Here is a 14439-nt window from a genome sequence, read left to right on the forward strand (position 1 = left end):
GTTTTATAAGTTGTAATAAAGTACTAGTACCGGTATGATTTTATTTTTTCAGCAGTAATTCTTTTCGATTAGAGATATGTAATTTGCTGTAAATGTTAGAGATGTGAGTCTTTACAGTGTTGATACTAATAAATAATTCATTGGCGATTTCTTTATTGCTCTTTCCAGAAATAATTAATTCTTTAATGGTATTTTCTTGTTTGCTTAAAGGCACTGAATTATTGTTTCTACGATTTCTTCGTTTTCTAATAATAAAAAAAAGAAGAATTAGTATAACGAATCCGGCGATACCATTTAGTAACATACTAATTGAATATTTTTGATGTGTATTTTCCTGATAAATTAATGAAAGCTTATTTTCAAGATATAAGAATAGAGCAGGATCGATTTCACTGGATTTTAATTCTTCTAATAAATCAGTATAGTATGCAGTATTTTCTTTAATATCTTTTTCTAATAATTTCTTATCATCAAGTTTTTTAATACTTATTAGTTTTACCAAAAGTATTTGTAAAGAATCTTTTACATACCCTTTAGTCCTGAGTAAGTACTTTTCTGTATCAAAATCATCGTGTAAACTATCAAATTTAGATTCGAATTTTTTTAGTTGCTGCCATTCTTTGTCAGCCTTATTATTAGTAACATAAGAGTCAAACAGTGATGTTCCTTTTTCAAAATAAATAGAATCATTTTTTGATAAAATGAATAGCTTAAAATTTTTAATAACTTCAGTAAGTTTGGATGCTGTTTTGATTGGATTGATATGAATTCTGTATATATGATCATTGTTATCAAACCATTTTTGGTCAAAAGAAAAGTATCCTTTTTCAGAAATACTAGAAGAAGTTATAGGTATATAGGTATGGCCATTAGCAGTATCGTTTAATACTACTTTACTTAACAGCACCTTTTCTTCCCAGTCTTTTGGATTTTCCAACTGTAAATAACCTGAAACACTTTCTTGGCTATTCGTCTTTAAACAAAGTAATAGTGTTAATACGAAAAGAAAGATGTTATTTCTCATTTGTCTTATGATCTAGATGGAAAAGTAATATTGTAAAAATAATAAAATATGTTAGATATAGTGGAAATAAGAAAACCGCTTCAACTGATTTTACAGCGAAGCGGTTTTATATCTATATTCTAAAAGCACAACTTTCTAAAATAAAACTAAAGATCCGAAAGTAAAAGTGCTTCTAACCTTACTTTATCATCTCGAAACTACGTTTGATGAAATCGGTCAATTCTTCACCTTTTAATAGGTTCTGAGAAAGCCTTGCTAAATCTAAAGATTGCTTGATTAGGCGTTCTTTCTTTTTGTCAGTTTTAGTGTCTTTTATCTGGCCTATTAACTCGTGATTAGTATTCACAATAAGATTAAACATCTCTGGCATATTACCAAACATATTCATTCCGCCACCGCCAGTTTGTTGCATTTCTTTCATACGACGCATAAACTCAGGCTGTGTAATTATAAATGGCGATGCATTACTATCCATTGCTTCTAATTGCACGGTATATTTATCCGCTGGGATTACTTTTTCCAGATCAGTCTTAAGGCTTTCTTTCTCTTCATCAGATAATTTAGAAATTGTTTCTTCATCTTTCTTGATTAAATTATCAATATGATCTCCATCCACACGAGCAAAAGTGATATTCTCTTTACTCGTTTCTAATTTTTGGATTAAATGAGAAACGATAGGAGAGTCTAATAATAAAACTTCATACCCTTTATCTTTTGCTGCAGAAATATATGCGTGCTGCTCATCTTGGTTAGACGCATAAAGAACTACTAACTTATTGTCTTTGTCAGTCTGATTTTCTTTGATTTTTTCCTGTAACTCTTCAAAAGTAAAATAAGTGTTATCAACTGTAGGATATAGTGCAAATTTATCTGCTTTTTCGAAGAATTTATCCTCAGATAGCATTCCGTATTCAATGACTACTTTTATGTCATTCCACTTGCTCTCAAAATCTTCTCTGTCATTTTTGAATAGAGAACTTAATTTATCTGCCACTTTACGAGTGATGTAGCTAGAGATTTTCTTTACAGCACCATCCGCTTGCAAATAAGATCTGGAAACATTTAATGGAATGTCTGGCGAATCAATAACACCACGTAACATCGTTAAAAATTCCGGTACAATCCCTTCTACATTATCTGTTACAAAAACTTGATTTTGGTATAGTTGGATTCTGTCTTTTTGCATGCTCATATCCTGACCAAGCTTTGGGAAATATAAAATTCCTGTCAGATTAAATGGATAATCAACATTAAGATGAATATTAAATAGAGGCTCCTCGAACTGCATTGGATATAGCTCTCTGTAAAAACCTTTATAATCTTCGTCTTTCAGCTCAGCTGGCTGTTTGGTCCAGGCAGGATTCGGATTATTGATAATATTATCCACTTCCTGAGTTGGTGCAGGATCTTCTTCTTTTGCTCCTTCTGGTTTTGGTAATGTTTCTGTCTTCGTTCCGAATTTGATCGAAACAGGCATGAACTTGTTATATTTTACTAATAATTCACTGATTCTATTTTCTTCTAAGAATTCAGTATCTTCTTCTCCAATATGAAGAATGATTTCAGTACCTCTCTCTGTTTTGTCATGAGCTTCTATAGTATACGTTGGAGAACCATCGCAAGTCCAATGGGCTGCTGGTGCATCTGTGTAAGATTTGGTAATGATCTCCACTTTCTCCGCTACCATAAATGCTGAATAAAAACCGAGTCCAAAATGTCCAATGATTCCAGAATCTTTTGCACTGTCTTTGTATTTTTCTAAAAACTCTTCAGCACCAGAAAAAGCGACCTGATTGATATATTTTTCAACCTCTTCAGCTGTCATACCGATTCCTTGGTCGATAATATGTAGTAGTTTATTCTCTTTGTCAACTTTAACTTCAATTGTGGGATTACCATATTCTACGCTGGCTTCTCCAATATTTGTTAAATGTTTTAGTTTAAGAGTTGCGTCTGTTGCATTAGATATTAATTCTCGTAAAAAGATCTCATGATCAGAATACAAGAATTTTTTAATCAAAGGAAAAATGTTTTCTACAGATACATTAATACTTCCTGTTGCCATTTTATTATGTTTTAATTTTAATTATCACTTCTGAAGTTTTTATAGTCAAAAAAAATACCAATTGTACATTGCTGACAAACTGACACTGAAATGATTTTTTAATCGGTAAATCGTAAGTATGATACCGATGTTTCGTCTATTGTAAAACACTTGTAATAAGTTTCATTTTTTGTGAAACAACTTTAACAGTTTTTTTTGTTTAAGTTTTAATTAAAAAGATTAAACAATCGTTATATTTACATAATTAAATAATTTATTCATGTCTTCTTCAAATAAAAAACAAACAATTGATGGTCAGTATATCATAACACAATACATGAATTATGTGTTGGAGCATGATAATTTCCCTAAATCAGTATATAAATTTTGTAAAGACTCAAAAATAAAGGAAGAAGAGTTTTATGAATTCTTCGGTAGCTTAGATAGTCTAAATAAGGGGATTTGGAATACTTTTTTTAGTACTACTATTGATGCGATGAATAATAGCGCTGAATATTTGGGGTTATCTAGTAAAGATAAAATGCTGACATTCTTTTATACATTTTTTGAGTTGCTTACATTAAATCGAAGCTATGTTTTATTGACTTTGAAATATCACGAAATGCCTCTCAAGAATGTTGGACAACTCTCAGGATTAAGAAAGCATATTAGAGAATTTGCAAAGGAAATAATAGAGATAGATAATGATAATGAAATTTTTACAATAGCTAATAACCCGATTTCAGTATATTCAGAAGGAGCTTGGTTTCAATTATTATTTCTTTTAAAATTTTGGATGGAAGATGAATCTTCTGGTTTTGAAAAGACCGATATAGCAATAGAGAAGTCTGTAAATACAATTTTTGATTTAATTGATAATATATCTCTTAGTAGTATTTTAGATTTTGGAAAATTCTTGTGGAAAGAAAAGGCAATGTGGAACTAAAACTTTATTGAAGAAGTAATTAGTTAAAAAAATAAAAATATAGAATGAAGACAATAGATAAAATACCAATCACAAAAATAGGTCGTACTACTGAGCTAGTCAAAACTGGTGTGAAAGTGGGTGGGAATTATCTTAAGTATTATGGTAAGAAGGCTGTTAATCCTAGTACAACTAGGGAACAGCTTAATGAGAATAATGCTGCTGACATTTATGATGGATTAAAAAACCTGAAGGGTAGTGCCTTAAAAGTTGCACAGATGCTCTCAATGGAGAAAAATTTACTACCTAATGCATATGTAGAAAAGTTTTCTTTAGCACAATTTAGTGTTCCTCCATTGTCTGCACCCTTAGTTAGAAAAACGTTTAAAAAATATCACGGAAAATATCCGGAAGAATTATATGATACGTTTGCAACTCAATCTGTTAATGCTGCCAGTATCGGACAGGTACATAAGGCGTCTAAAGATGGGAAAAAACTTGCTGTGAAAATTCAATATCCTGGAGTTGCAGACAGTATAAGTTCTGATTTGGCGATGGTTAAGCCCATCGCCATCAGAATGTTTAATTTAAAAGGTAAAGATTCTGATAAATATTTCCAGGAATTGGAGGGCAAGCTTCTAGAGGAAACAGATTATGTGCTAGAGGTAAAACAGAGTAAGGAAATTACTGGAGCTTGCGCAAAAATTGAGAATCTTAAATTTCCCAATTACTATGAAGATTTATCTAGTAAACGTATTATTACAATGGACTGGATGGATGGAATTCATATCAGTGAATTTGCAAAACAGAACACGGATCAGAAAAAATCTGATAAAATAGGTCAGGCGCTTTGGGATTTTTATATGTATCAGATGCATATTCTTAAGGCGGTGCACGCGGATCCGCATCCCGGAAATTTCCTGATTGATAAAGATGATAATTTAATAGCAATAGATTTTGGTTGTGTAAAGAAAGTTCCCTTAGAGTTTTATAATCCATATTTTGAGTTAGCTAAAAAAGAAAATATAGATAATCCGGATTTTTTTGCCCTAAAGATGTTCGAGCTGGAAATACTCCGAGAAGATGATTCTTCTGAAGAAAAAGCATTTTTCTCGGGGTTATTCTACGAAATGCTTAGTCTGTTTACAAAACCATTTCAAGAAGAGGTTTTTGATTTTGCTGATGAAAGTTTTTGGGGTGAAATAACGGAGTTAAGTGAGAAATATTCTAAGGATACGGAGCTAAGAAAGATGAATGGCAATAGAGGTAGTAAACACTTCTTGTATATCAATAGAACATTTTTTGGCTTATATAATTTACTACATGATCTGAAATCAAAGATCCGTGTTAAAAATTTTGAAAAGTACCATTAGTCAGTTAACCGACTGACTTTGGTTTGTTTATTTATTGGTTAGGTTGTTAGAAAGGCATGCTGTGGTTGGTGTGCCTTTCGCTTTTTAAGAAGTACTGTAGATTGATAAAAAAATAAGAACTAAAAAACTTATTATCCGTTATCAAATGATTTCATTAGTTACTAAGACATAGGGAATGCTTTTGTAGCTTTTATTTGCAATTAATCGGGAAAAGACAAATTTCTATAGAGTCATTTTAGTTTTTGGATGTTTGGATTACTTAGTTTTGATATGTAGAATAGTCCGTTATAGCTATGAGATAGTTGTTATATAGCTTAGGTCAGGACAGTAAAGGATTTAGATATGGATAGAGAATCAAAACGTCATAACAATTTGGTAGATGCCTTAGAGCATACTTTTTCAGTATATTCAAATGAACTGTTAAACGCTATTTATATTGATTTACATACTGATGATTCTAAAGCCTTTTATATTGTGTATAACATAAAAGGGCAAGTAATTAAAGAGGATTATGACCTGTCCAGAAGAAATACATTATCTCTAAATCCTTTTCCTTCTGGCTTATATACTATAGAAATTAATGACAGAGCTCATAAGGTCGTTAAAAAGGTATTGAAGTTTTAGAGATTTTATTTTACTAGCGGAGGAATTTACCTTTTGAGTTCTCTTGGTATTATTACTTTTTATTTTTGAAGAGAAAAAAAGGATGTTTTTTGTTATGCGTGCATACAATAAGGTCTCAGTTTCTTTTATCAAAAACATTAGAATACATATCTTGCTTTGCGGTTTTTTAGCATTTTAAGTAATGAGCTATAATTATGCACAATACACACTCAATATTATAATATATGTATACTTCAAAAGTAACGGGATTAGGAAGTTATGTTCCTGAAAATGTTGTAACTAATGATGATCTTTCTAAAGTAATGGATACCAATGATGCCTGGATTCAGGAACGTACTGGTATAAAAGAAAGACGTCATATCAAAAAAGGAGATGGAAATAGTACTTCTGTTATGGGAGTAAAAGCAGCAAAAATTGCTTTAGAAAGAGCAAAATTAACAAAGGATGATATAGATCTTATCATTTTTGCAACGCTTAGTCCTGATATGTATTTTCCAGGAGGAGGAGTTAGGGTTCAGGATATGATGGATATGAGTACGGTTCCTGCGCTGGATGTGCGTAACCAATGTAGTGGATTTGTTTATGCTGTATCAGTTGGAGATCAGTTTATCAAAACTGGTATGTATAAGAATGTCTTGATTATAGGGAGTGAGAATCATAGTGGTGGTTTAGATATGACTACCAGAGGTAGAGGAGTTTCTGTAATATTTGGAGATGGAGCTGGTGCAATGATATTATCTAGAAATGAACAAGAAGATGGAAGTGGTGTATTATCTACACATTTACATAGTGAAGGGGCTCACGCTAAAGAATTATCCTTAGATGGACCAAGTACTGAGCATTGGGTTCCAGAGATTATTGCAGAAAATGATCAAGAGAATATACCTTACTATCCTTATATGAATGGACAATTTGTATTTAAGAATGCAGTGGTTCGTTTTTCTGAAGTTATAAATGAAGGATTAGAGAAAAACAATCTTACCGCTACTGATATAAATATGTTAATACCGCATCAGGCTAACCTTAGAATTTCTCAGTTTGTACAAAAACAATTTAGACTATCTAATGATCAGGTGTATAATAATATTCAGCGATATGGTAATACTACCGCTGCTTCAATTCCAATTGCATTAACTGAGGCTTGGGAAGAAGGAAAAATTAAAGAAGGTGATTTAGTTGTATTAGCAGCTTTTGGAAGTGGTTTTACTTGGGGAAGTGCAATTATTAGATGGTAAAATAAAAGTAAAATTTATATAAAATAAAAATCGCGAAACTAAAATAGTTTCGCGATTTGTTGTTACCAGGTTATTTTTTTTCTTTAAAGGCTAATTCAAATAAATTATAACCGTAATGGTACTATAATAGACGTAACAAATCGTATAGTGTTACAAAAAGATTGTGTTTTTCACATTTTTTTAACTTAGCACTGTTTTATTTGCATAATATTTAAATTTAACAAATAATATGTGAATATTTTATGAAATTAACATATTATTTGATTAATCTAAAGTATTCCTCCGCCGGATTTTTCATTTTTATCCCTTCTTTTTCTAGAAACCTTTCTGTTTTTCCCGCTACCGAAACGATAAGACAATCCAAGAAATATAGTTTGCGTTTCACCTTGAAATTGTCCGCTTTGTTCAAAAGGGAAATCTCCAGAAAATCTAAAACGCATGGTGTTAAATATATCATTAAAGTTGATACTTGCAGTTCCTTTTCCTTGTAAGAAATTATATCGAGCTCCAGTATTTACAAAATAAAATGGTTTGGTTTTAAATTGAATTCCTTCTTGTTCTCCTCTGTAAAATCCAAATACCTGAAAAGTCAAGTTTTTGGTTGCTTTAAAATTGTTGTTCATCCTAAAATTATAAACAACAGCATCTACCTCGCTAGAAACTTGAATGATCTCATCAACTCCATTAACTTCTACAATATCTTCTACAATACCTTTTTGAGTTTGAGCGTATAGATCGAAACTGGCATTAAAATTCCACCATTTGGTTGGGCGATAATTGCTGGAAATTTCTAACCCATAAGCAGTATTATTGTCGAAATTTTCAAAAGTAAGTATCTGACCTTCTTCTACCGTTGGATCGGCCAATAAAGTCTGATTAATTTCGTCATTAATTAAGCGGTAGAAAGTTCCGGCGGTAATGGATCCTCCTTTTAGTTTACGTGTATAATTTAATTCGATTGAGTTTGTAAATTGTGGATCTAATTCAGGATTTCCTCTAGAAGTAATTCTTGGCGTACTCCACTCTCTAATTGGATTTACTTGATTTAGTCCAGGTCTGTCTACTCTTCGACTATAACTTAATTGATAGGTGTTCTTTTCTCCTGGTGTATACGTTAAATATGCTGAAGGATAAATTGTGAAAATATCATCTTCGAATATCTTTTCGTTATTAAAGATAGCTTCTACTTGATAACTTTCAAGTCTAGCTCCCAATTGGTATGACCATTTTTCATAATTTTTCCCATATGTAGCATATAATGCATGGATATCTCTATCATAACGATATTGAGAATCATCAAATAATGTGGATTGGTATTCATTATCTGTACGTCTTAATCGCCCTTCATACCCTAATTCTAGTTTTGTCTTTTCGGACAAAGGGTTTACATAATCTAAATTAATAGTAGTGTTTGTTCTTTCATTATTTAATACATCATTATAATCTAATGTTGTTCCTCCAACAAAATTAAAGTCATCATCACTATCGCTATCAAAAACGTTATAATCAACTTCTAGTTCTATATTATGACCTTCTTTTTTAAAATCATGCTTATAATCAAAATTATAGGTAGATCCCAGATTTTCACTATTATTTATAAGGTCTTGAAAAATATTGTCTGATGGAGTGTCAAAAAACAGGATATCCGTTGCTCCTGCTGTAGTTCCATCAAATAAATTTTGATTCGTATAAAGCGATATTGTATTATGGTCATTGATATAATAATCAAAACCTACTTTAAATAAATGAGATTTGTTATTATCTTGAAAACGAAAATCAGTTCTATAGTTTTGGTCTCCTCTAAACACAAAACCTTGATTTAGATTTTTTGTAATATTAGCACCATAATTTCCATAAACATTTATTTTACCAGTTCTATAGTTCAGGTCAATTGAACTATTGAATCGTGCATTTTTGTCCCAGTTTAATCCTAGATTTATATTTCCATTAAAACCAATGTTTGCATTTTTACGCAATACGATATTAATAATCCCACTCATACCTTCAGGATTATATTTAGCGGATGGATTGGTAATTAATTCTACCGATTTAATAGATGTAGAAGGAATTTGTCTTAATAATTGAGCTGGAGAAATGTTAGTAGGTTTACCATCTATAAGTATTTGTACATTAGGATTACCACGTAATGCTATATTTCCATCTTGATCTACATTTACCGATGGAATGTTTTGCATAATTTCGGCAGCAGTACCTCCGGTAGTTGTTAAATCCTTTCCAATATTAATAACTTTTCGATCAATTTTTTGCTCAATTGTAGTACGTTCCGCTATTATGGTAACATCATCTAATGCCTGAGCTTCTTCTTCCAGAGATATAATGCCTACGTTAATATCTTTGTTTTTTCTGGAAATTTCGATAGGTTGGCTATAACTTGTGTATCCTATAAATTGTATTTTTAATGTGTAATTTCCCTTAGGAACATCAGTGATTAAAAATGTTCCATCTTCTTTGGTAATACCTCCGTTTATTAATTTGTCTGATCCATCATTAATAATTATTGTAGCGTAGGGGATAGGCTCATTTAAGTTTTTATCGATAACTTTTCCTTGAATGGTTCCCACAACTGCATTATTACTAGGTTGCCCCATAACGAATGCACAGCATAATAATAAGAAGAATAGAATTGTTTTTTGACCGGTCTGTCGACCAGGTAGATTGATTTTTTTCATTTTAACGTTTATTTGATTGATTTTTATGTAAACACCGCACTTTGTATTACACAATAGAACAGTGCAGTTTTTACCAGTTTATACACGTTGATTAGGCGTGTTTGTTATATGACGATCCAGTGTGATTTGTGTTACACCTCTATTTAGGTTTTAACATTATTTTAAAAAATAAGGATTCTTAATTATTTTATATGCTATAGTATTTTATAAAAAAAACGGAACCAATTTATTGGTTCCGTTTGGATTCATATTTTTCAAACTATAAAGTTTATAGATTTATTGCAGTCCAAAAGTTGAAAAACAATCATTCCAGATAATCCATTCTGGATTCAGATGGTTTCCAGGGGGAATATATTGGACAGGCTCATTACCACATGATTCATATGGGTCTGATCCCGTTGTAGTTCCCCCTGATGTGGTTTTTACTTTGTCCGGTTTAGTGCTAGGTGGACTGACAGTTCCTGTTCCTGCACCAATAGTTTTTTGCGCTTCTCTGGTCAATTCTAAAGTTAATAATTCACTGTTCCATTTTTCATTCATGATTCTTGTTTTTTATTTTCAAAACAAAGGTATATAGATTAAGTACTTCAAATGATAAACGCTATTGAGTGTAAGATTTTTTGTAAATTATAACATTGTTTTTCAGGTGGTTATGTTTGATTTATGAGTTCATTTTTTAAAAATTATGTATACCTCTTTTTATAATTTATGACATACTATGTTTTTAATTAACTCTTAAAACCTAAATATTTGTAACCTATTTAAATAGAAAAAGAAGGCCGAAATAGGTTTCTAGATTAAGTAATAGACATACGTTATAAATGTCTATAACATCATCAATTTTAAAAAAATCGAATAAATTTTTAACCTTAAATTATTACGTTATGAAAAAAAGTTTGTCAAGAATTACATTTTCCATTTTACTAGCGGTGTCACTGTTATTTCAAAGTTGTACACAAGATAGTATTGAAGAGCAAGAATTATCACTTGAGTTACAAGAAGGAGTTTTAAAAATGACTCCTGTTGTCGAAAAACTTATCGAAAAAGGATATGATATAAAGGATATTATCGAATTTGACACCTATTATTTGGTTGAAGGAGATCTGGTGTTTTCAAAAAATATTGACGATTATATATCCTTAGAAGCTAAAACGCATTATCAATCGAATAATTTGGTTAGTGATGATTATATAGGTAATAATAATATAATTTATGTGTTTTCCGAGTTACCTATGCCATTTACTATTGAACCATCTGGTAATACGTGGAGAACTGCTATTAATCAAGCCATCACTGCTTGGAATACTATTGGTGAGGGTAGCTGTGTTCAATTTCAGTTAACCACTGATGCATCTATTGCCGATATAAATATAGTGGATGGTATCGTTAGACCTTTAGGAGCTGGTCAATTTGGATGGTCAGGTGAACCAACTATAGATGGAGCTCCTTTCCATACTGTTTGGATTAATTTGAAATACCCAAATTCTTCTATATCAAATATTCCAATTGATCTAAATTCGACAACACTTGTTCAAAAGCGAAATATAATAGCTCATGAATTAGGACATTGTATTGGTTTTAAACACACGGATGATAATAATGGTAATCCAATTCCAGGTACAGGTACTGCGGAAGATCCAAGTTCTCTAATGCGTGATGGTCTAGAGTTTATTGATAATGAAAATGTTTTTTCTACTATGGATAGCGTAGCGGTTACCTATCTTTATGGAGGTTGCACCGTTAATAATACTAATGCTTCTCTTTCTGGTCCATCAACAATATGTAGAGGTAGTGGAGTATATACCTTAGAAGAAGGTCAGGCAATTAATTGGGTTACATCATCAAACTTATACGTTGTTTCTAGTACAAGTACTAGTATTACTGTATCTTCTGCTGGCAGTAGTACTGCTCCGATTGGAGGCACATATGTCGAAGCTGTACTTTCTAATGGAGAAACTGTCCGAAAAAATATTCAAGCCGGAATCCCTTCTCCTAATCAACCACCAGTAGTAACGGGGCCTAGTTTACTAAAAACGTATCAATCTGGTATTTTTTATACTTCGAGTAATAATTTTACTAATTATACGGGTGTAGACTGGACAGTTTTTAGTTACGCATTTCCAAATGCCTCACAACATTTTCAAATAAATATAGCAGGAAATAACCAGTTTTATAGAGTGATTGAAGTGTTACCTTCTGCACCAGAAGGACAATATACAGCACAATGTAGAGTAAGTAATAATTGTGGAACATATTATATAGATAAAGTATTTACGGTGAAAAAAGGTGTGGCGGAGATCTTTGATCTATAATAAACATCTTAGTATATCTAATTAAATGAGCCGTCCAAAAAGACGGCTCATTTTTATATATAACTTTCAACTATGACTTGTAGAAGTCATAGTTGAAAGTTATAGTTGAAAGTCATATTTAAACTCCAATTAACTTATTGTCTTTCAATTTCAAAAGATTTTAATTTTTTTATACGTTAAAAACAGTAAGTATCATTTAGTAATAAAAAAGGGTGAAGCTATCTAGGTTTTGATATATTTAATACTTTTAATTAATATTTGAGATTAATCTCACTTATTCTACATATTAGCTTTATTGATCATCATGCATAGAATTCTTTATTTTTTAGTTTTATTACTATTTGGTTGTGTAGTATGTCATTCTCAACAAGAAAAAGTAAGGAGGTTTAATCTCAAAGAACTAAATAATTTTAAGGAGAAGTACTATCAAAACCGTGAGATAGGAACTGATAGCGCCATTTATTACATGGATAGATTGATTACATCGGATGTAATTGCTTATAAAGTTTTTGGGTTTGCAGCAAAAGAATACCTACATATTAAAGATAAAAGAGTTTACGATACCATATTCTTTGCTAAAAATTTGAAAAAATATCTAGCAGAAGCAGAAAGAAATCCCACGGATTATACAACTCTTGCTCAAGTGTATATAACTATGGGAGGTTCTTATAAAAGAAAAGAGAATTATAATTTAGCATTAGAGTACTACTTAAAAGCTGATGATTATGCAAAAAAGAGTGGTAATATAGAAGTACAGATAAAGACAATGGGTAATATTGCTTTAATTAAGCAAGATGTGCACCAATTAGAACAAGCATTAGGTCAATTAAAAACAATGCGTTCTTTTCTTGACAAGAATAAAGATCTTCTTTCGGATGAAATTTATACAAAGTTTTCTAAAAAAGTATTATTAGATATAGGAAGTGTATATAGCGACCTGTTAAAAAAAGATAGGTCACGCTCTCATCATTTAGTTGATTCAGCTTTTTACTATTATAAAGAATGTTTTAAGCAACCTAATCTAAATATAAAAGATCTGGGAGAACTTAATTTTAGAATGGGAATTGTTTATACGAGAAAATTATCTTATGCTGAAGCTATTCCTTATTATGAGAAGAGCTTAGAGCTTTTTCATGATGTAGAATCATCAAAATTATATGAAGTATATTATAATGCTGGCTTTAACTATTATAGTTTAGAGAAATATGAATTAGCAAAACTCTTTTTTCATAAAACTCTTAGTCTTAACAAGGGGAACAACATTGATTTCATCTATGTGCATTCTCATGAATATCTCAGAGATATATATTTATTTCAGCAGAATTTAGATTCAACAATGTATTATAATAACCTTGCTACTAGGTTTTTGGACCAAGCAACAGAAAGTAAGATTCAAGAAATTAAAAGTACTAATGACCAGTTAAAGACAAATGATACGGAAATTGCTATTAGAGCATTACAAGAAAAAAACAGTAAAAGCACATCCATTTATCAGGTAATCATATCACTATTGGTAATTCTATCGATAGTTGTTTTTCTTTTAGTTATAAAAAACAGTAGAGAAAAGAAAAAAGCTAAAAATCGATTAGAGCAACTGTTAAAAGTAATTTCGGAAAATAGTTCGAGGGAGAAACCAGAAATAACATTAAATAATTTTAAAATAAAGGACGATAAACATCAGGAGATTATTGAAAAACTAATACAATTAGAACAAAAAAAGTATTTTCTGAAAAAAGAGTTTAACCTATATAATACTGCTAAGAAAATAGGCACTAATACAACGTATTTATCTAAAATCATTAAAGATTACAAACAAATGAACTTTAGTGAATACACAAATGAATTAAGAATTAATCATATTGTAAGTGTTTTGAAGCATGATAGAAAAGTAAGATCATATACTACAAAAGCTATAGGAGAATTAGGAGGCTACCAAAATGCAAGATCTTTTACACGTATTTTTAAAAACTATACTGGTATTACGCCCTATGGATTTGTTGAAAAGATAAATTCAGAACTTGAGAATGGTTAAATATCTGTTTGGATAATAGAAAATGTTATAATTAAAAACCGCCCCTGGATAAGGAGCGGTCTTCTTATAATAATCAAATAGTAACACTAACCATCAACTATGAATAAAATTTGATTATTAAGTAACTAACTAACTAAATTTATGAAAAATCATATTTCTTTCTTATAAGACGTGAGAGGT

The 14439-nt window shown here is 30.8% G+C and carries 10 protein-coding genes; 6 read left to right on the forward strand and 4 right to left on the reverse strand.

The features are described 5' to 3' along the window. Nucleotides 1-40: 40 nt before the first annotated feature. Both Q0975_RS19195 and htpG read right to left on the reverse strand, forming a co-directional pair. Nucleotides 41-1024, reverse strand: a complete 984-nt coding sequence (locus tag Q0975_RS19195) for a LuxR C-terminal-related transcriptional regulator (protein WP_299439646.1) — start codon at nucleotides 1022-1024, stop codon at nucleotides 41-43. A gap of 178 nt (nucleotides 1025-1202) precedes the next feature. After that, nucleotides 1203-3089 (reverse strand): molecular chaperone HtpG, encoded by a 1887-nt coding sequence (htpG, locus tag Q0975_RS19200; RefSeq protein WP_299439648.1) that lies wholly within the window; start codon nucleotides 3087-3089, stop codon nucleotides 1203-1205. 259 nt (nucleotides 3090-3348) lie between these two features. Here htpG and Q0975_RS19205 point away from each other — a divergent pair, with 259 nt between their 5' ends. From Q0975_RS19205 to Q0975_RS19220, 4 genes are all read left to right on the forward strand, one after another. Then, nucleotides 3349-4014, forward strand: coding sequence for a TetR family transcriptional regulator C-terminal domain-containing protein (locus tag Q0975_RS19205; protein WP_299439650.1), 666 nt, complete (start codon nucleotides 3349-3351; stop codon nucleotides 4012-4014). Nucleotides 4015-4058: 44 nt separating this feature from the next. Further along, the gene (locus Q0975_RS19210) at nucleotides 4059-5366 is read left to right on the forward strand and encodes an AarF/UbiB family protein (protein WP_299439652.1); all 1308 of its coding nucleotides are present in this window, start codon (nucleotides 4059-4061) and stop codon (nucleotides 5364-5366) included. Nucleotides 5367-5708: 342 nt separating this feature from the next. Next, a complete protein-coding gene (locus Q0975_RS19215) occupies nucleotides 5709-5990 on the forward strand; it encodes a T9SS type A sorting domain-containing protein (protein WP_299439654.1) in 282 nt (93 codons plus the stop codon). Nucleotides 5991-6214: 224 nt separating this feature from the next. Further along, the gene (locus Q0975_RS19220) at nucleotides 6215-7225 is read left to right on the forward strand and encodes a beta-ketoacyl-ACP synthase III (protein ID WP_299439656.1); all 1011 of its coding nucleotides are present in this window, start codon (nucleotides 6215-6217) and stop codon (nucleotides 7223-7225) included. A gap of 269 nt (nucleotides 7226-7494) precedes the next feature. Here the strand turns inward: Q0975_RS19220 and Q0975_RS19225 are convergent, their stop codons facing one another. Beyond that, nucleotides 7495-9915 carry a TonB-dependent receptor gene (locus Q0975_RS19225; RefSeq protein WP_299439658.1) on the reverse strand — a complete coding sequence of 807 codons (2421 nt, stop codon included), beginning with the start codon at nucleotides 9913-9915 and terminating at the stop codon, nucleotides 7495-7497. Between the two features lie 276 nt (nucleotides 9916-10191). Further along, entirely contained in the window at nucleotides 10192-10455 is a 264-nt protein-coding gene (locus Q0975_RS19230) for a hypothetical protein (RefSeq protein WP_299439660.1), read from the reverse strand. Between the two features lie 344 nt (nucleotides 10456-10799). Here Q0975_RS19230 and Q0975_RS19235 point away from each other — a divergent pair, with 344 nt between their 5' ends. Both Q0975_RS19235 and Q0975_RS19240 read left to right on the forward strand, forming a co-directional pair. Further along, on the forward strand, nucleotides 10800-12227 hold the full coding sequence (locus tag Q0975_RS19235) for a M57 family metalloprotease (protein ID WP_299439662.1): 1428 nt from the start codon (nucleotides 10800-10802) through the stop codon (nucleotides 12225-12227). Between the two features lie 304 nt (nucleotides 12228-12531). Beyond that, complete coding sequence (locus Q0975_RS19240; RefSeq protein ID WP_299439663.1) at nucleotides 12532-14259, forward strand: helix-turn-helix domain-containing protein; 1728 nt, start codon at nucleotides 12532-12534, stop codon at nucleotides 14257-14259. Nucleotides 14260-14439 lie beyond the last annotated feature (180 nt).

Origin of the sequence: uncultured Aquimarina sp. (assembly GCF_947500065.1) — a bacterium.
GTDB lineage: Bacteria > Bacteroidota > Bacteroidia > Flavobacteriales > Flavobacteriaceae > Aquimarina.

Bases quoted from the DNA above. Each gene is read 5' to 3' on its own strand.
- Q0975_RS19195 (WP_299439646.1), bottom strand. From the start codon at position 1,024: ATGAGAAATAACATCTTTCTTTTCGTATTAACACTATTACTTTGTTTA.
- htpG (WP_299439648.1), bottom strand. From the start codon at position 3,089: ATGGCAACAGGAAGTATTAATGTATCTGTAGAAAACATTTTTCCTTTG.
- Q0975_RS19205 (WP_299439650.1), top strand. From the start codon at position 3,349: ATGTCTTCTTCAAATAAAAAACAAACAATTGATGGTCAGTATATCATA.
- Q0975_RS19210 (WP_299439652.1), top strand. From the start codon at position 4,059: ATGAAGACAATAGATAAAATACCAATCACAAAAATAGGTCGTACTACT.
- Q0975_RS19215 (WP_299439654.1), top strand. From the start codon at position 5,709: ATGGATAGAGAATCAAAACGTCATAACAATTTGGTAGATGCCTTAGAG.
- Q0975_RS19220 (WP_299439656.1), top strand. From the start codon at position 6,215: ATGTATACTTCAAAAGTAACGGGATTAGGAAGTTATGTTCCTGAAAAT.
- Q0975_RS19225 (WP_299439658.1), bottom strand. From the start codon at position 9,915: ATGAAAAAAATCAATCTACCTGGTCGACAGACCGGTCAAAAAACAATT.
- Q0975_RS19230 (WP_299439660.1), bottom strand. From the start codon at position 10,455: ATGAATGAAAAATGGAACAGTGAATTATTAACTTTAGAATTGACCAGA.
- Q0975_RS19235 (WP_299439662.1), top strand. From the start codon at position 10,800: ATGAAAAAAAGTTTGTCAAGAATTACATTTTCCATTTTACTAGCGGTG.
- Q0975_RS19240 (WP_299439663.1), top strand. From the start codon at position 12,532: ATGCATAGAATTCTTTATTTTTTAGTTTTATTACTATTTGGTTGTGTA.